Here is an 18,363-nt window from a genome sequence, read left to right as displayed (position 1 = left end):
AAGAGAGGTGGCTATGCTCTCCTACATGAACCGGGGCGGGGCCTTCTACCGTGACGTGGTCCGGCTGGCCCTGCCCATTGTCTTTCAGAATCTTATCACTGAGTCCCTGGCACTGGTGGACACCTTTATGGTGGGCTCCCTGCCCGGAGACGCCCCCATGGCGGCGGTGACCCTGGCCAACATCCCCATCTTCGTCATCCTGCTGCTCATTTTCGGCCTCCAGAGCGGGGCCTCCGTGCTCATCAGCCAGTTCTGGGGCAAGGGGGACACCGACTCCATCAACCGGGTCATCGGCATCGGCTTCTACGCAGCCGGCAGCATCACCCTGCTCTTCGCCCTGGTGATGTACTGCTTCCCGGTGGAATTCCTGGGCCTGTTCTCCAACAACCGGGAGGTGGTGGAGCTGGCGGCGGGGTACGGCCGGGTGGTGGGCTTCTCCTACGTGTTCAACTCCATCACCCAGGTCTACCTGGGGGCCCACCGGTCCATGGAAAACCCCAAGCTGGGCCTGTGCGTGCTGGGCGTGTCCATGGTGTCCAACACCTTTCTCAACTGGGTGTTCATCTTCGGCAACCTGGGCGCGCCCCGGCTGGGCGTGGTGGGCGCCGCCGTGGGCACCCTGCTGGCCCGGATGCTGGAATTTGCCGTCATGGTGACCTACGCCGCCCGCAGCCGCCGCTTCCCCTTCAAACCCGCCCTGGTGTTCCGCCCCGGCCGGGAGCTGCTGGCCCGGTACATTCGGTACTCCACCCCGGTGGTGCTCAACGAGACCCTCTGGGGCCTGGGCACCGCCCTCTACCCCACCATCATGGGCTATATGGAGGGCTCCACCGAGATTCTGGCGGCCTACGCCATCTCGGGCAACATTGAAAAGGTGTGCACGGTCATCGTCTTTGCCACCGCGGGCACGGCGGCCATCATCATCGGCCGCGAAATCGGCGCCGGCCGGATGGACACGGTCTACGACACCGGCCGCACCCTGAACACCCTGGCCTTTCTCTCCGGGCTGGTGGTGAGCGTGCTGGGCATCCTGGGCACCCTGTTCTTCATCAGCCCGGTGGTGTACCCCAACTTCGGCCTGTCCAGAGAGGCCCAGAGCATCGCCACCATGATGCTGCTGGTCACCTTCGCCTTCCTGTCCGTCCGCTCCTTCAACACCACCAACATCGTGGGCGTGCTCCGGGGCGGCGGCGACGTGCGGGCCGCCACCCTCAACGACCTGCTCCCTCTCTGGTGCTTCGCCCTGCCCCTGTCCGCACTCTTCGGGCTGGTGCTCAAGCTGGACATCTTCTGGGTCTATCTGGGCATCTCCCTGGAAAACGTGCTGAAATTCTTCATCGGCCTTTGGCGGTTCCGCTCGGGGGCCTGGATCCACGACGTGACCCAGGTCAGCTACCGGAAATCGCCGGAATGATTCTCGTGCCGGGCCGCCCGGCGGAAAGGAGCTCCCCATGAAGGTCACCGTCCTGATGGAAAACACCTCCCCCGACTGCCTGCTCCACGAGCACGGCCTGTCCCTCCACCTGTCCTATGAGGGCCACAGCGTCCTGCTGGACGCGGGCTCCTCCGGCCGGTTCACGGAGAACGCCGCCGCCCTTGGCGTGGACCTGTCCGCCGTGGAAAAGGCCGCCCTCTCCCACGGCCACTGGGACCACGCCGACGGCCTGGCCGCCTTTTTCGCCTGCAACGCCACCGCACCGGTGTACGCCCGGCCCGCCGCCCTGCTGCCCCGGTACCGGGAGAAGGACGGCAGCTACGACGGGGTGAGCCCCGCCCTCATCGAACAGTTCCGGCACCGCTTCGACCTGGCCGACGGACCCCGGGACCTGCTGCCCGGACTCCACCTCATCCCCGACGCGGTGGAGCACGAGCAGTCCCTGGTGGCCGAGACGGCCAAGGGCCTGGTGGTCATGAACTCCTGCTGTCACGCCGGGGCCGGGTATATTGTAAAGGATATCCTGTCCCGCTTCCCCGGAGAGCGGGTGTACGCCATTCTGGGCGGGTTCCACCTGATGGGCAGCGGCGGCACCGCCACCCTGGGGGTGGCCCCCGGCATTGTCCGCAACCTGGCCCACTGGCTCACCGACGAGCTGGGTGTGGCACAGGTGTACACCGGCCACTGCACCGGCGGCCCCGCCTTTGCCCTGCTCCAGGAGGAGCTGGGGGAAAAACTGACCTATCTCCGGACCGGCCTGACCCTGGAATTCTGAATCGCCCCATCTGCCGCCGCGGCAGGGACGGAACTTCCGCCTCTGCTGCGGCGGTCTTTTTCCCTTCTCCGCCGGTTCTTAGCAATCTTTCCTCCCATCTGCTTTCCCTGTTCCCAAATTTTTTCTGTTCACAAATCATTTACAACCAACCTATTGACAATATCGGGGGATGGTGGTACATTTACGTTAGCACTCAGGAAGTATGAGTGCTAAAACAAGAAGGGAGGCAGCACGATGGATCTGACAGACCGAAAGAAACGCATTCTGCGGGCTATCATTGATAACTATATCGAATCGGCGGAGCCGGTGGGCTCCAAGACCATCGCCGAGTCCTCCGGACTGGATGTCTCCTCCGCCACCGTCCGCAACGAGATGGCCGACCTGGAGGCCATGGGCTACCTGGAGCAGCCCCACACCTCCTCCGGGCGCATCCCCTCCCCCAAGGGCTACCGGCTCTACGTCAACGAGCTGATGGACGACTACCGCCTCTCCGTCCAGGAGACCCAGCGGATCAACCAGGCCCTGCGGATGAAGATGCAGGAGCTGGACCGGGTCATCGACCAGGCGGGACGGATCGTCTCCCAGCTGACCCAGTACCCCGCCTTCGCCCTCTCCTCGGGCATGGAGCGGGTGACCATCAAGCGGTTCGACCTGCTGATGGTGGAGCGCAGCGCCTTTATCATCGTGGTGATGACGGACACCAACGTGGTCCGCAACCGGCTGGTGCGGCTGCCTACTGATCTGAGCGAGCCCCAGCTCCAGCTGCTCAACACCCTGCTCAACACCACCTTTACCGGACTCACCCTGGAGGAGATCACCCCCGAGCTGATGCGGGTGGCCCAGCACGCCGCCGGCGACTCCTACGGGCTGATCAGCCTGGTGGTCTCCTTTGCCATCGAGGTCCTGGAGGAGCTGGAGCACCGGAAGGTGCACACGGCGGGCATCGCCCATCTCCTCGAGCACCCCGAATACCGCAGCCTGGAGAAGGCCCAGACTCTGATGAGCTACCTCTCCGAGGACAACGACCCCAGCCGCTTCCCCGTCCCCAAGGACAACCCCATGAGCATCCTCATCGGCCCGGAAAACGTAGCCGACGCCCTGAAGGACACCAGCGTGGTGGTGGCCAGCTATGACATCGGCGAAGGGATGCGGGGCGTCATCGGCGTGGTGGGTCCCACCCGTATGGATTACGCCAAAATCACCGCCCGCCTGTCCTATCTGGCCCAGGGCCTTTCCAAGCTGTTCGGACAGAGCGAGCTTCCCCCCGTGGAAGAGAACCATGACGGCAAGAAATAGGAGTGAGCACATAAGCTATGAGTAAAAAGGATAAGGAAAAGGAGCCCGTCTCCCAGCAGGAGACCCCCCAGGCCCCCCAGGAGGAGGCCGTGTCCCAGGCCGGAACGGCTGACGCCCCCGACAGCGCCCAGCTGACCGCCGCTCTGGAGTCCGCCGAAAAGGCTATGGCCGCCCTGAAGGAGAAGGAGGACCAGTTCCTCCGCCTGGCCGCCGAGTACGACAACTACCGCCGCCGCAGCCAGAAGGAAAAGGAATCGGCATGGAACGACGCCAAGTCGGAGACCGTGCTGGCCTTCCTCCCGGTGTACGACAATCTGGAGCGGGCCCTCAAGCAGGACACCGCCGACGAGGCCTTCAAAAAGGGCGTGGAGATGACCATGACCCAGCTGCGCGACATCCTCAAGAAGCTGGGCGTGGAGGAGATCCCCGCCCTGGGTCAGCCCTTTGACCCCAATCTCCACAACGCGGTGATGCACGTGGAGGATGACTCCGTGGGCGAAAACACCATTGTGGATGTGTTCCAGGCCGGCTTCAAGTCCGGCGACAAGGTGGTCCGGTTCGCTATGGTAAAAGTGGCGAATTAAAGAGAAGCGCTGAGCCGTCGTGAGCAGCCCGGATGGACCGGAGCGAGGGCGCGAAACCGAAGGGCCGCACAGCGGGCCTGTTTCAAGCCTGAGCCGCAGGGAAGCCGGGTGTCGCGAACAGGCGAAGCGTGACACCACCCATTCCACTCGTTAAAAAACAATTTCGATATATTGGAGGAAAAACACTATGTCTAAGATTATTGGTATCGACCTTGGTACAACCAACAGCTGCGTCTCCGTCATGGAGGGCGGCGAGGCCGTCGTCATCCCCAACGCGGAAGGAAACCGCACCACCCCCTCTGTCGTCGCCTTCTCCAAGGACGGCGAGCGTATGGTGGGCCAGGTGGCTAAGCGCCAGGCCATCACCAACCCCGACCGCACCGTGATGTCCATCAAGCGCCACATGGGCACCGACTACAAGGTGGACATTGACGGCAAGAAGTACACCCCCCAGGAGATCAGCGCCATGATCCTTCAGAAGCTGAAGGCGGACGCCGAGGCCTATCTGGGCGAGACCGTCACCGAGGCGGTCATCACCGTCCCCGCTTACTTCTCCGACTCCCAGCGTCAGGCCACCAAGGACGCCGGCCGCATCGCCGGTCTGGACGTGAAGCGTATCATCAACGAGCCTACCGCCGCTTCCGTGGCCTACGGCATCGATAAGGAGAAGCAGGACCAGAAGATCATGGTCTACGATCTGGGCGGCGGCACCTTCGATGTGTCCATCCTGGAGATCGGCGACGGCGTCATCGAGGTTCTGGCTACCTCCGGCGACACCCACCTTGGCGGCGATGACTTCGATCAGCACATCATGAACTGGATGGTGGACGAGTTCAAGAAGGAGTCCGGCATCGACCTGTCCGGCGATAAGGTGGCCATGCAGCGCCTGAAGGAGGCCGCCGAGAAGGCCAAGATCGAGCTGTCCGGCGTCACCTCCACCGCCATCAACCTGCCCTATATCACCGCCGACGCCACCGGCCCCAAGCACCTGGACCTGACCCTGACCCGGGCCAAGTTCGATCAGCTGACCGCCGACCTGGTGGAGCGGACCGCCGGTCCTGTCCGTCAGGCTATGAGCGACGCCGGCCTGTCCTCCTCCGACCTGTCCAAGGTCCTGCTGGTGGGCGGCTCCACCCGTATCCCCGCCGTGCAGGACATGGTCAAGAAGCTCACCGGCAAGGAGGGCTTCAAGGGCATCAACCCCGATGAGTGCGTGGCCATGGGCGCCGCCATCCAGGGCGGCGTGCTGGTGGGCGACGTGAAGGGCCTGTTGCTGCTGGATGTCACCCCCCTGTCCCTGGGCATCGAGACCATGGGCGGCGTGATGACCAAGCTCATCGAGCGCAACACCACCATCCCCGCCAAGAAGAGCCAGATCTTCACCACCGCCGCCGACAACCAGACCTCCGTGGAGGTCCACGTGCTCCAGGGCGAGCGTGAGATGGCCCAGTACAACAAGACCCTGGGCCGCTTCAACCTGGACGGCATCGCTCCCGCCCGCCGCGGCGTGCCTCAGATCGAGGTCACCTTCGACATCGACGCCAACGGCATTGTGAACGTGTCCGCCAAGGACCTGGGCACCGGCAAGGAGCAGCACATCACCATCACCTCCTCCACCAACATGTCCAAGGAGGACATCGACAAGGCCGTCCGCGAGGCCGAGCAGTTCGCCGCTGAGGACGCCAAGCGGAAGGAAGAGGTGGACGTGCGCAACCAGGGCGACCAGATGGTGTACCAGACCGAGAAGGTCATGGAGGACCTGAAGGATAAGCTGTCCGCCGAGGACAAGAACACCCTGGACGCCGCTCTGAACAAGCTGAAGGACGCTCTGAAGGGCACCGACACCAACGCCATCAAGACCGCCACCGAGGAGCTGGGCAAGGCCTTCTACCCCATCAGCGAGAAGCTGTACAGCCAGGCTGGCGGCCAGCAGGCCGGCCCCGGCCCCGACATGGGCGGCGCGGGCTTCGGCGGCGCTCAGGCCGGCCAGAGCGATAACGGCGACCCCAACGTGGTGGACGCCGACTACAAGGTCGTGGACGACGACAACAATAAGTAATTTCAACTGGGATATCAGGCGGGGGCTTGTCCCCCGCCGTTTCCCGCGTAAAGAGGTGAACTCCCATGCCAGATCAGAAACGGGATTATTATGAGGTCCTGGGCGTGTCCAAGAGTGCGTCGGACGACGAGATCAAGAAGGCCTACCGCAAGCTGGCCAAGCAATACCACCCGGACCTGAACCCCGGCGATAAGACCGCCGAGGCCAAATTCAAGGAGGTCAACGAGGCCTACGAGGTCCTGTCCGACAAGGACAAGCGGGCCAAGTACGACCAGTTCGGCCATGCCGGCGTTGACCCCAACTTCGGCGCGGGAGCCGGAGGACCCTTCGGCGGCTTCTCGGGCGCCGACTTCGGGGACATCGACCTGGGCGACATCTTCGGCTCCTTCTTCGGCGGCGGATTCGGCGGCGGCTCCTCCAGCAGCCGGCGCAACGGCCCCATGAAGGGCGACACCCTGCGGGCCGGTGTGACCATCACCTTTGAGGAAGCTGCCTTCGGCTGTGAGAAGGAGATCATCCTCAACCGGGAGGAGTCCTGCGACACCTGCCACGGCACCGGCTGTGAGCCGGGCACCACCGCCGAGATCTGCCCCAACTGCCGGGGCACCGGCACCGTCCGCATCCAGCGGGGCGGCGGGGCCTTTACCTTCGCCACCACCACCACCTGCCCCAAGTGCGGCGGCACGGGCAAGATCATCCACCAGCCCTGCAAGACCTGCAACGGCTCCGGCTCGGTGCGCAAGCAGCGCAAGATCACCGTAAAAATCCCCGCCGGCATCGACAACGGCCAGGCCGTGTCCCTGCGGGGTCAGGGCGGCGCGGGCCGCAACGGCGGTCCTGCCGGAGACCTGATCATCAGCGTCACCGTCCGGCCCCACGCCTTCTTCAAGCGGGACGGCACGTCCGTCTACATGGAGCAGCCGGTGTCCTTCCTCCAGGCCACCCTGGGCGCAGAGCTGGAGATCCCCACCATTGACGGCAAGGTGAAGTGGACCCTGCCCGAGGGCACCCAGCCGGGCACCACCTTCCGCCTGCGGGGTAAGGGCATCCCCTCCATCAACGGCAGAGGCCGCGGCGACCAGTTCGTCACGGTCCAGGTCCAGGTCCCCAGGAACCTGAGCCGGGAGCAGAAGGAGGCGTTGCACGCCTATGGCCAAGCCATGGGCGAGATTCCAGCGGACCATGAAGACGGCCTGAAGGGCTTCTTCGACAAGAAGCGGAAGAAGAAATAACCCCCCACCCCTGCGGTGCGGAGCATATGCCATAAAAAATAGAGGGCGGACTTTGGTCCGTCCCCTATTTTTTTGCGCCGATCTATGGTAGAATGACTCTGTGTTATGCCCTACGGCGGAGATGTCCTCCACCCCCGCCCATTCTGTCTCCGGAGGTCTGCCATGATGAACCTCATGCAGTATATCACCCCCACGCTGGTGCTCCCCATCGTGGTCCTGGCCGCCATGTTCTGCCTGCTGAGCTACTACCGCCACGCCATGTCCCCCCGGACAGGCACCCTGGAGTGGGTCACCGCGGCCAGCCGCACCCCCCGCCCCCTGTCCTTTCCCCGCCGCCGGTTCCCCATGCGGCGGAAGGACGCCCTGCCCCTGCTGCTGCTGACAGCGGTGTACGCCTTCACCGCCTTCTGGAACCTGGGATCCTTTACCAACCCCCAGTCCTTCTGCCAGCTCTCCGCCGGTCAGACCGTCACCTTCACTCTGGCCGAGCCCACCGCCATCTCCCGGGTCATGTACTACACCGGCCTGAATACCGGCAGCTACACCCTGGAGGCCAGCCCGGACGGCGAGACCTGGTATACCCTGCTCGCCTACGAGGATGAGGAGAACCACGTCTCCGGCCTGATCTGGAAGGAGAACAAGAGCGGCTCCACCCTGCCCGCCGGGCTGGACAGCGGCAACACCTCCGCCGCCCTCCACCAGAAGTACTCCGACCTGTTCAAGTGGATCGACAACTCCGTGCTGCGCACCGGAGAGGGCCCCGATCCCCTGTCCCTGGAGGTGCGGATGTTCCGCCTCACCGGCAACCCCGACAGCGGGGACCAGTGGCTGGAGCTGGGCGAGCTGGCCCTGTACGACACCGACGGAGCGCTCATCACCCTGCGGAACATCTCCTACACCGGCGAGGGCGCCTCCCCCCTGTTTGACGAGGGGGACACCGTGCCCGCCATGCCCACCTGGTACAACTCCTCCTACTTCGACGAGATCTACCACCCCCGCACCGCCTACGAGCACATCCGGGGCATCTACCCCTACGAGATCTCCCACCCGCCTCTGGGCAAGCTGATCATCGGCCTGGGCATCCGCATGTTCGGCCTGACCCCCTTCGGCTGGCGGTTCATGGGCGCCCTCTTCGGCGTGCTCATGGTGCCTCTGCTCTATGTGTTCCTGAAAAACCTGTTTGGCAAGACGGTGGTGGCCTTCTGCGGCACGGCTCTCTTCGCCTTTGACTTCATGCACCTGACCCAGACCCGCATCGCCACCATCGACACCTACGGCGTGTTCTTTATCCTGGCCATGTACTACTTCATGTACCGGTACCTGACCCTGCCCGCCGGCACCTCCTTCCGCAAGGGGGCCCTGCCCCTGTTCCTGTCCGGCCTTATGTGGGGTATCGGCGCGGCCAGCAAGTGGACCGTGATCTACGGCGCAGTGGGCCTGGCCCTGCTCTACTTCATCGGGCTCTACTTCAAGTGGCGGGACTGGCCCCAGGCCGAGGACGCCCCCCGGTTCGCCCCCTGGCTGGTCAAGACCCTGCTGTTCTCCGTGCTGTGCTTTGTGCTCATCCCGGCGGTGATCTACACCGCCTCCTACCTGCCCTACGCCGCCGCCAAGGGGGACACCAGCCTGGAGAACCTGATCAAGGTCATGTGGGACAATCAGGTCTACATGCTCACCTACCACGAGGGCGTCCACACCCCCCACCCCTACTCCTCCCGCTGGTATCAGTGGATCGTGGACGGCCGTCCCATCCTCTACTACCTGGACAACACCAGCGGCGCGTCCCAGGGCCTCAAGTGCGCCTTCGGCGCCTTCTCCAACCCCATCGTGTGCTGGGGCGGCCTGCTGGCCATGATCGCCTGCGCCGCCCAGTCCTTCCGCCGGTTCCGCTCCAAGATGCTCTTCTTCCTCCTGTCCGGCCTGGTGGCTGCCGGTGCGGTCATCGGCGTGGACGGGGTGCTCAGCGCCGAGCTGGACAATCTGGTCCGGCTGCGCAACCTGTGCCTGCTGGTGGGCGGGGTGCTCATCTACTGGGTACTGGGCTATCTGGCCAGCAGGGCCTTCCCCCGGTACTCGGCCAAGGCCATGTTCATCCTCATCGGCTATCTGTCCCAGCTGGTGCCCTGGATGTTCATCGGCCGCATCACCTTCGCCTACCACTACTTCCCCTCTATCCTCTTCCTGGTGCTGGCCCTGGCCTATGTGTTCAACGACCTGGCGGGCCGCAGGGCGCCCGGCTGGCGGGCGGCGGTCTACGGCACCACCGGCGGCGCCGTGGCCCTGTACGCCGCCTTCTACCCCGTGCTGGTGGGCATCATGGTCCCCATCTGGTACACCACCAACTTCCTGCGCTGGATCCCCGGCGCGTGGCCCTTCTGAGGAGGTGCGCTGTGTTCCTCTCCGACTACCACTCCCACAGTCTGGTGTCCTTTGACGGAAAATTCCCCATGATCGACATGGCCCAGGCCGCCGTGGCCGGTGGGCTCAATGAGCTGTGCATCACCGACCACTGCGACTTTTTGGATGAGAACGGCGTCCCGGTGCGCACCTACGACTGGGACAAGGCCCTGGCGGAATACGACGCCGCCGACGGCTTCCACAGCCGGACGGGCTTCTCCCTCCGGCTGGGCCTGGAGCTGGGCATGCCCTACCTGGACCCCGCCGTGGCGGAGCGCATCTGTGCCCAGCCCCGGCTGGACTTTGTGCTGGGTTCGGTCCACAACCAGTCCCCGGAGCGGGGCGGCGTGGACTTCTACTACGCCGACTACTCCACCGCCGCCGCCTGCCGGGAGGCTCTGGACGACTACTTTGCCTCTCTGGCCCTGCTGGCGGAGACCGATTTCTACGATGTGCTGGCCCATATCATCTACCCCCTGCGGTACATGAAGCCCGCCGACGGCCCCGTCACCCTGGAGGGCTACGAGGACCGTCTGGACGCCCTGCTCCGCACCGCCATCGGCCGGGGCAGGGGCATGGAGGTCAACACCTGGTGCGGCCGGACGCTGGAGGACTGGATGCCCCTGCTGAAGCGGTACCGCGCCCTGAGGGGCGAGATCGTCACCGTGGGCTCCGACGCCCACGCCCCCGACAACGTGGGCAAGGGGGTCCCCCAGGCCTTTGAGCTGCTGCGGGAGGCCGGGTTCCGCTATGTGACCGTATTCCGGCGGAGAAAGCCGGAATTTATCCCCATTATTTAAAAAACGGAGGTACCTGTTATGACGATTGCACTTGGTTCCGATCACGGCGGCTTTGCGCTCAAGGAACACATCAAGACCTACCTGGACAGCCGCGGCATTGCCTGGAAGGACTTCGGCTGCAACAGCACGGAGAGTTGCGACTACCCTGACTTCGGCGCCGCCGCCGCCAAGGCGGTGGCATCCGGCGAGTGCGAGAAGGGCATCGTCGTGTGCACCACCGGCATCGGCATCTCCATCACCGCCAACAAGATCAAGGGCATCCGCTGCGCCCTGTGCCGGGACGTGCTCTCCGCCCAGCTCACCCGCCAGCACAACAACGCCAACATGCTGGCCCTGGCCGGCGGCTTCACCGGCCCCTTTGAGGCCGACCACATCGTGGCCGCCTTCCTGGACACCCAGTTCGAGGGCGGCCGCCATGAGCGCCGGGTGAACAAGATCATGGCCCTGGAGAACTGAGCCCCTTCCACGCCATAAAAAATCAGGCATTGCCTTCCGGCAATGCCTGATTTTTTATACTCTTATCAGCCGCACTTGGAGTATCCGCAGTTGCGGCAGGTGACGCAGCCGCCCTCATGCTCCAGCTTGCTGCCGCACTCGGGGCAGAACTTGGCCAGCTTGGCCTCAGCGGGGGTCATATTGGGGTTCACCGGGCCCTTGGCGCGGGGCGCAGACGCCTTGGCGGACGCGGAGACGGTGGGCTGGGGCTTGTTGCCGTCGTGGGTGGCCTTGATGACCTTCTCGATGGACTTGGCGATGGCGTCGGGGCAGGAGGTGACGGGCACGCCGGGCTGGCGCAGGCAGGAGGGGCAGCGAATGCCCTTGAGCTGCTGGATGATCTCCTTGGGGTCCATGCCGGAGCGGATACCCACGCTCACCAGACGGGCGGTGGCCTCACTCTGGCTGGGACAGCCGCCGGCCCGGCCGGTGTTGGTGAACACCTCGCAGATGCCGGTCTCATCGTAGTTGACGGTGATATACAGGTTGCCGCAGCCGATCTTCACCTTCTCGGTAAAGCCGCTGGTGACGGCGGGACGGGGACGGGGCAGGATGGTGCCGTAGGCGCTGGTCTTCATGACGCAGGCGGCACCGTCACAGCTGGCCTCCAGCACGGCGTCCACCATGGGGTCGCCGGTGGTGTCCTTCTTCTCCGCCTTGTCCTTGCCGTCGTTGACCTTGCCGATGTTGAGCACCTGCTCGTCACGGCTGCCGTCCCGGTAGATGGTGGTGCCCTTGCAGCCCAGCTTGTAGGCCAGGGTATACACCTCGGCCACCTCCTCCTTGGTGGCGGAGTTGGGGAAGTTCACCGTCTTGCTGACGGCGTTGTCGGTATAGGCCTGGAAGGCGGCCTGCATCTTCACGTGCCAGATGGGGGACACGTCGTGGGCGCAGACAAAGACCCGCTTGATGTCCTCGGGGATGCCGTCCACGTGGGCCAGGCTGCCCTGCTCCACGATCTGGCGCATCAGCGCGTCGGAGTAGAGGCCCCGGGAGACCAGCACGTTCTTGAGGATCTGGTTGGTCTCGATCAGGTGGGTGTTGTCCATCACGTTGCGGATATAGGCGTAGGCAAACACGGGCTCCACGCCGGAGGACACGCCGGCGATGATGGACAGGGTGCCGGTGGGGGCGATGGTGGTGACGGTGGCGTTGCGGAGGGGCTTGCCGTTGCGGTAGGTGCTCTCGCTGAACAGGGGGAAGGCGCCCCGGACCTGGGCCAGGGCCTGGCTCTCCTCGTGGCCGATGGTGTTCACCAGCTCCATGACCTCCCGGGCCATGGCCACGCCCTGGTCGCTGTTGTAGGGGATGCCCATGTAGAGCAGCATGTCGGCAAAGCCCATGACGCCCAGGCCGATCTTCCGGGTGGAGCGGGTCATGGCGTCGATCTCGGGCAGGGGGTACTTGTTGACCTCAATGACGTTGTCCAGGAAGTGGACTGCATTGCGGATGGTGGTGGTCAGCTTGTCCTTGTCCAGCACCCAGCGGCCGTCCTCCTCCTTCAGGTGGGTCACCAGGTTGATGGAGCCCAGATTGCAGGCCTCGTAGGGCAGCAGGGGCTGCTCGCCGCAGGGGTTGGTGGACTCGATCTCGCCCTGCTGGGGGCAGGGGTTGTCCCGGTTGAGCCGGTCCAGGAAGATGATGCCGGGCTCGCCGGTCTGCCAGGCGGAGGAGACGATCTTGTCAAAGACCTCCCGGGCGCTGAGGGTGCCGGTCACCTTGTGGGAGGCGGGGTCCACCAGCTCGTAGCTTCCCCCGTTCTCCACGGCCTGCATGAACTTCTCGGTGATGCCCACGGAGATATTGAAGTTGGTGATCTCCTTGGTGTCGTTCTTGCAGGTGATGAAGTCCAGGATGTCGGGGTGGTCCACCCGGAGGATGCCCATGTTGGCGCCCCGGCGGGTGCCGCCCTGCTTCACCGCCTCGGTGGCGGCGTTGAACACCTTCATGAAGGAGATGGGGCCGCTGGCCACGCCGCCGGTGGAGTTGACGGTGGAGCCACGGGGACGCAGCCGGGAGAAGGAGAAGCCGGTGCCGCCGCCGGACTTGTGGATGAGGGCGGCGTTCTTGATGGCGTCAAAGATCTCCTCCATGGAGTCCCCCACGGGGAGGACAAAGCAGGCGGACAGCTGGCCCAGAGGGCGGCCGGCGTTCATCAGGGTGGGGGAGTTGGGCAGGAAATCCAGCCCGGTCATCATGTCGTAGAAGCACCGGGCGGTGGCGGCCACGTCGGCCTTGGGGTCAAAGGAGGCGTCCGCCGCCGCGATGGCGTTGGCCACCCGGTGGAACAGCTCCTCCACCGTCTCGGTGGGCTCCCCCTTCTCGTCGCGGATCAGATATCGCTTCTCCAGCACGGCTCTTGCGTTCTCGGAAATCGCCATGTCGTTCTTCCTTTCTTCCGGTAGGTTTATAGGCCGCCGGGGCGTGGGCCCCTGTTTCCGGCCAAAGCAAGACCCGCTCTCACAGTGAGGCGGGTCGGATCGGTCACGCAATATATTGTATCATGATGACGGCTTCTGTCAACATGTTGTTCTTCCCATTCCGCGTAGAATTTTGGCCCTCATTCTTGTGGAAAAAAAGCGATTGACAGCCAACTGTCCGGAAGGGCGCGGGAATTTCGCCTTGACAGCATTGCCTCCCTGTCATACAATTTAGGATACCCATTGCCCCCTTTTTTCAACAGATGGGCAAAATCCGTCTTCACAGGAGGGATACAGTCATGCTTTTTCTGGGGTGCTCAGGCCGTTTTCCCTCCGGGGAGCGAATGTGAAGGGCCTCCCACCGGAGCGACGGCTCCCATCATACAAGCGGAAGGAGACTTCACCATGATCGAGATTCAGCATCTGCAAAAGACCTTCCCCACGCCGGACGGCACGTTCACCGCTCTGGAGGACGTGAACCTGACCATCCGGGACGGGGATATATTCGGCATTGTGGGCATGAGCGGCGCGGGCAAATCCACGCTGGTGCGCTGCATCAACCTGCTGGAGCGGCCCACCTCCGGCCATGTGATCATTGACAGGGAGGACATGACCGCCCTCTCCCCCAAGGCGCTGCGGGAAAAGCGGCGCTCCATCAGCATGATCTTCCAGCAGTTCAACCTGCTCATGCAGCGCACCTGTCTGGACAACATCTGCTTCCCCATGGAGATTGCGGGCGTGCCCAAGGCCAAGGCCCGGCTCAAGGCCAGGGAGCTGCTGGAGACCGTGGGCCTGCCCGACAAGGCCGACTCCTACCCCGCCCAGCTCTCCGGCGGCCAGAAGCAGCGCATCGCCATCGCCCGGGCCCTGGCCAGCAACCCCAAAATGCTCCTGTGCGACGAGGCCACCTCCGCCCTGGACCCCACCACCACCCGCTCCATCCTGCGGCTCATTCAGGACATCAACAGGCGGCTGGGCATCACGGTCATCGTCATCACCCACGAGATGGCGGTGGTGGAGGAGATCTGTTCCCACGTGGCGGTGCTGGAGCACGGCCACGTGATGGAGACCGGCACCGTTGAGGAGGTCTTTTCCAACCCCAAGAGCGAGGCCGGCCGGCGGCTGGTGTTCCCCGACGGGGTGGCCCTGGACCAGTTCCCCGTGGCCAAGGTGGTGCGGGTGGTGTTCAACGGCGGCTCCTCCTACGAGCCCCTCATCGCCTCCCTGGCCATTGACTGCGGCGTGAAGGTGAACATTCTGGGCGCCGACACCCGGAACATCGACGGCAAGGCCTTCGGCTCCATGCTGCTGGGCCTGCCCCAGGACAGCACCGAGGCCGCCAAGGCCATGAACTATCTGAAGAGTCAGCGTGATGTCACCGTAGAGGAGGTGCAGGACTACCATGGATAAGTTTCTTGCGGATCTGACCGACGCTTTCTCCAATCCTGCCCTGTGGGAGGAGTTCCGGGCGGGCACCTGGGAGACTCTGTACTCCACCGTCATCGCCACCTTCTTGGCCTGCGTCCTGGGCCTGGTGCTGGGCGTGCTGCTGGTGGTGGGCGAGAAGGACGGCGTCCGCCCCCTGCCCGCCCCGGTGATGAGCGCCCTCAATTTTGTCATCAATATCCTCCGCTCCGTGCCCTTCCTCATCCTGATGCTCATGGTGCTCCCCCTGAGCAAGGTGCTGCTGGGCACCCGCATCGGCACCCTGGCCTCCATCCCGCCCCTCATCATTGCCGCCGCCCCCTTTGTGGCCCGGCTGGTGGAGACCTCCCTGCGGGAGGTGGACAAGGGCGTCATTGAGGCCGCCCAGTCCATGGGCTGCTCCCCCTTCCAGATCATCTGGAAGGTCATCCTGCCCGAGAGCAAGCCCTCCCTCATCGCCGGCGCCACCACCGCCTTTATCACCATCCTCAGCTACGGCGCCATGGCAGGCGCCATCGGCGGCGGCGGCCTGGGCAAGATCGCCATCAACTACGGCTACAACAAGTATAACTACGCCGTCATGCTTATCGCGGTCATCTTCATCGTCATCCTGGTGCAGATCTTCCAGTCCCTGGGCACCTGGCTGGCGGTGCGCAGCGACAAGCGGCTCACCCACACCCGCCGCAGAAAAAAGTCCAAGCGCAAGTAATCCATCTTGCGCCCTCCGGCAGGCCGCCCCCATGGGGCGGCCTGCCTTGTTTTGTTTTTCACAAAGTCTGGACATTTTCCGCTTGAATCCCCGTTTTTTCTCCCCTTCCTCCGGCTTGCCAAAACTTTTTCACCGTCCTTTTGTGCAGAATACACAATTGACTTTCCCGCCGGAGCGGTATACACTAATCCCAAGTTCCAAGACAACTGAACAGGCTTACCCAAAGGCAAGGAAGAGAAGAGTAAGCTGGGAGATACGTCACAGAGAGCCCGGATTGGTGGAAACGGGTACGGAAGGCCTGGCCGAACATGGTCTCGGAGCCGCGCACCGAGTGTATCTGCATTAGGCTGCGACGGGAGCGCCCGTGACAGCGCAGGAGTATCGGAGTTTCTCCCGTACTTCATAAGGCCCGCATCCGTGAGGAGCGGGTGAAGCAAGGTGGTACCACGAAGCCAAAGGCTCTCGTCCTTGATGATGCATCAAGGGCGTTTTTTGTTGCCCAAAATGCCAAAAACAGCCTGAAATCGATGTCGGCTGCTCCGGCGGTACCCCGGGACAGTTTACATAACCCTAATCAATCCAACAGAAAAGGAGAAATACATCATGAAGAAGCTCACCTCTCTGCTCCTCACCGGCGCTCTGGCTCTGGGCCTGCTGGCCGGCTGCTCCAGCGCCCCCACCGGCGGCGACACCGGCACCCCCCAGTCCTCCGCCCCCGCTCAGTCCTCCGAGTCCGCCCAGCCCTCTGCGTCCACCCCCGCCGAGGGCACCACCATCACCGTGGCCGCCTCCCCCACGCCCCACGCCGAGATCCTGAAGGTAGCCAAGGAGGTCCTGGCCCAGCAGGGCATCACCCTGGAGATCAAGGAGTTCACCGACTACATCCAGCCCAACCTGGCCACCGAGGAGGGCGAGGTGGACGCCAACTACTTCCAGCACATCACCTACCTGAACAACTTCAACGAGGAGAACGGCACCCACCTGGTGAGCGCCGCTGAGATCCACTACGAGCCCTTCGGCATCTACGCCGGCACCACCGCCTCCCTGGACGACCTGCCCGACGGCGCCAAGGTGGGCGTGCCCAACGACCCCACCAACGAGGGCCGCGCCCTGCTCCTGCTCCAGCAGGAGGGCCTCATCACCCTGAAGGAGGGCGTAGGCCTGACCGCCACCAAGCTGGACATCGCTGAGAACCCCAAGAACCTGCAGATCGAGGAGCTGGAGGCCGCCCAGCTGCCCCGCTCCCTGGACAGCCTGGACCTGGCCGTCATCAACGGCAACTACGCCCTTCAGGCCGGTCTGAACGCCGCCGACGCCTTGGCTGTCGAGTCCACCGACGGCGAGGCCGCCCAGGCCTATGTGAACGTGCTGGCCGTCAAGGAGGGCCGGGAGAACGACCCCGCCATCCAGGCTCTGGTGGCCGCCCTCCAGTCCGACGAGGTCAAGGCCTTCATGGAGGAGACCTGGCCCGGCGCCGTGGTGCCCATGTTCTAATGGTTGACAACCGGCTGTCCCTCTGCTAAAATGTTGGAAAATGTCCCGGCAGGGCCGGGACATTTTCTCAAATTAATTTCATAGTATTCATACTGAATAAGGAGGAAATAAAATGAAGATCGCACACTCCCTCATTGACCTCATCGGCAACACCCCCCTGCTCCGTCTGGAGCGGTACGAATCCGCCAACCACCTGCCCGCCGCTCTGCTGGCCAAGCTGGAGTGCTTCAACCCTCTTTCCTCCGCCAAGGACCGGGCCGCCAAGTACATGATCGAGGACGCGGAGGCCAAGGGCCTGCTCAAGCCGGGCACCGTCATCGTAGAGCCCACCAGCGGCAACACCGGCGTGGGCCTGAGCTATATCGCCGCCATCAAGGGCTATCAGGTCATCCTCACCATGCCCGAGACCATGAGCCTGGAGCGGCGGAACCTGCTCTCCGCTCTGGGGGCCAAGCTGGAGCTGACCCCCGGCGCTCAGGGCATGAAGGGCGCCATCGCCAGGGCGGAGGAGCTGCTGCGCACCCTGCCCTCCGCCTGGATGCCCGGCCAATTCGACAACCCGGCCAACGCCAAGGCCCACTACGAGACCACTGGCCCTGAGATCTGGCGGGACACCGACGGTAAGGTGGACGTGCTGGTGGCGGGCGTGGGCTCCGGCGGCACCGTCACCGGCGCGGGCCGCTACCTGAAGGAGCAGAACCCCGCCATTGAGGTCGTCGCCGTGGAGCCCGCCGAGTCCCCGGTGCTCTCCGGCGGCCAGGCCGGGCCCCACAAGATCCAGGGCATCGGCGCGGGCTTCGTACCCTCGGTCCTGGACCGCTCCGTGGTGGACCGGGTCATTACCGTCCCCGGCGACGACGCCTTTGCCGCCAGCCGGGCCCTGGCCCAGACCGAAGGCCTGCTGGTGGGCATCTCCTCCGGCGCGGCCCTGTCTGCCGCTGCTTCCCTGGCCAGGGAGGACGCCTACCGCGGCAAGAACATTGTGGTGGTGCTCCCCGACACCGGCGAGCGCTACCTGTCCACCGGTCTGTTCCAGAAGAGCGAATAAACAGCCATGGCGGCCCGTCGAAATCCGGCGGGCCGCCGCGGCTGTTTATATTGTTGACAATTGCCTTTTCTTGTGATACATTATTTATGCAAAATAGCCAAATTCTTTCGTACCGCCATTTAAGAAAGGAGTACGCCAATGCAGTAATGTAGCAGCAGTATCCCGGCATATTCGAGAAGAAGAAATCATCTGGT

At 64.0% G+C, this 18,363-nt stretch carries 14 protein-coding genes; 13 read left to right on the top strand and 1 reads right to left on the bottom strand.

Features of this window, described 5'->3' with window-relative positions; translation table 11 throughout:
* Positions 1-13 precede the first annotated feature (13 nt).
* The 9 genes from WMO64_RS04420 to rpiB all read left to right on the top strand — a co-directional run bounded on the left by WMO64_RS04420 (position 14) and on the right by rpiB (position 11,034).
* Entirely contained in the window at positions 14-1,414 is a 1,401-nt protein-coding gene (locus tag WMO64_RS04420; protein ID WP_349231140.1) for an MATE family efflux transporter, read from the top strand.
* Between the two features lie 37 nt (positions 1,415-1,451).
* A complete protein-coding gene (locus WMO64_RS04415) occupies positions 1,452-2,210 on the top strand; it encodes an MBL fold metallo-hydrolase (RefSeq protein ID WP_349231139.1) in 759 nt (252 codons plus the stop codon).
* A gap of 234 nt (positions 2,211-2,444) precedes the next feature.
* Positions 2,445-3,506, top strand: coding sequence for a heat-inducible transcriptional repressor HrcA (hrcA, locus tag WMO64_RS04410; RefSeq protein WP_349231138.1), 1,062 nt, complete (start codon positions 2,445-2,447; stop codon positions 3,504-3,506).
* A 17-nt stretch (positions 3,507-3,523) separates the two neighbouring features.
* The gene (gene grpE, locus WMO64_RS04405) at positions 3,524-4,090 is read left to right on the top strand and encodes a nucleotide exchange factor GrpE (RefSeq protein WP_294521657.1); all 567 of its coding nucleotides are present in this window, start codon (positions 3,524-3,526) and stop codon (positions 4,088-4,090) included.
* Positions 4,091-4,277: 187 nt separating this feature from the next.
* Positions 4,278-6,149, top strand: a complete 1,872-nt coding sequence (gene dnaK, locus WMO64_RS04400) for a molecular chaperone DnaK (protein WP_349231137.1) — start codon at positions 4,278-4,280, stop codon at positions 6,147-6,149.
* A 65-nt stretch (positions 6,150-6,214) separates the two neighbouring features.
* Entirely contained in the window at positions 6,215-7,381 is a 1,167-nt protein-coding gene (gene dnaJ, locus WMO64_RS04395; RefSeq protein WP_294521652.1) for a molecular chaperone DnaJ, read from the top strand.
* A 162-nt stretch (positions 7,382-7,543) separates the two neighbouring features.
* Positions 7,544-9,760 (top strand): phospholipid carrier-dependent glycosyltransferase, encoded by a 2,217-nt coding sequence (locus WMO64_RS04390; RefSeq protein ID WP_349231136.1) that lies wholly within the window; start codon positions 7,544-7,546, stop codon positions 9,758-9,760.
* Positions 9,761-9,771: 11 nt separating this feature from the next.
* Complete coding sequence (locus WMO64_RS04385) at positions 9,772-10,578, top strand: PHP domain-containing protein (RefSeq protein ID WP_294521648.1); 807 nt, start codon at positions 9,772-9,774, stop codon at positions 10,576-10,578.
* An 18-nt stretch (positions 10,579-10,596) separates the two neighbouring features.
* Positions 10,597-11,034: a ribose 5-phosphate isomerase B gene (rpiB, locus tag WMO64_RS04380; protein WP_349231135.1), complete on the top strand. Its 438-nt coding sequence runs from the start codon at positions 10,597-10,599 to the stop codon at positions 11,032-11,034.
* Positions 11,035-11,099: 65 nt separating this feature from the next.
* Here rpiB and WMO64_RS04375 read toward each other — a convergent pair whose 3' ends face one another.
* Positions 11,100-13,454: a vitamin B12-dependent ribonucleotide reductase gene (locus WMO64_RS04375; protein ID WP_435412049.1), complete on the bottom strand. Its 2,355-nt coding sequence runs from the start codon at positions 13,452-13,454 to the stop codon at positions 11,100-11,102.
* A gap of 444 nt (positions 13,455-13,898) precedes the next feature.
* Here WMO64_RS04375 and WMO64_RS04370 point away from each other — a divergent pair, with 444 nt between their 5' ends.
* The 4 genes from WMO64_RS04370 to cysK all read left to right on the top strand — a co-directional run bounded on the left by WMO64_RS04370 (position 13,899) and on the right by cysK (position 18,169).
* Positions 13,899-14,903 carry a methionine ABC transporter ATP-binding protein gene (locus WMO64_RS04370; RefSeq protein WP_349231134.1) on the top strand — a complete coding sequence of 335 codons (1,005 nt, stop codon included), beginning with the start codon at positions 13,899-13,901 and terminating at the stop codon, positions 14,901-14,903.
* Positions 14,896-15,627: a methionine ABC transporter permease gene (locus WMO64_RS04365; RefSeq protein WP_294519863.1), complete on the top strand. Its 732-nt coding sequence runs from the start codon at positions 14,896-14,898 to the stop codon at positions 15,625-15,627. Before WMO64_RS04370 ends, WMO64_RS04365 begins: the two co-directional genes overlap by 8 nt.
* A gap of 603 nt (positions 15,628-16,230) precedes the next feature.
* Positions 16,231-17,121, top strand: a complete 891-nt coding sequence (locus WMO64_RS04360; RefSeq protein ID WP_294519858.1) for a MetQ/NlpA family ABC transporter substrate-binding protein — start codon at positions 16,231-16,233, stop codon at positions 17,119-17,121.
* Positions 17,122-17,233: 112 nt separating this feature from the next.
* Positions 17,234-18,169 (top strand): cysteine synthase A, encoded by a 936-nt coding sequence (gene cysK, locus WMO64_RS04355; protein ID WP_349231133.1) that lies wholly within the window; start codon positions 17,234-17,236, stop codon positions 18,167-18,169.
* Positions 18,170-18,363 lie beyond the last annotated feature (194 nt).

Source organism: Pseudoflavonifractor intestinihominis (genome assembly GCF_040096055.1).
Classification (GTDB): Bacteria; Bacillota; Clostridia; order Oscillospirales; family Oscillospiraceae; genus Pseudoflavonifractor; species Pseudoflavonifractor intestinihominis.
The sequence above is the reverse complement of the archived record's forward strand: the minus strand, read 5'-3'. Positions and strand labels throughout refer to the sequence as shown.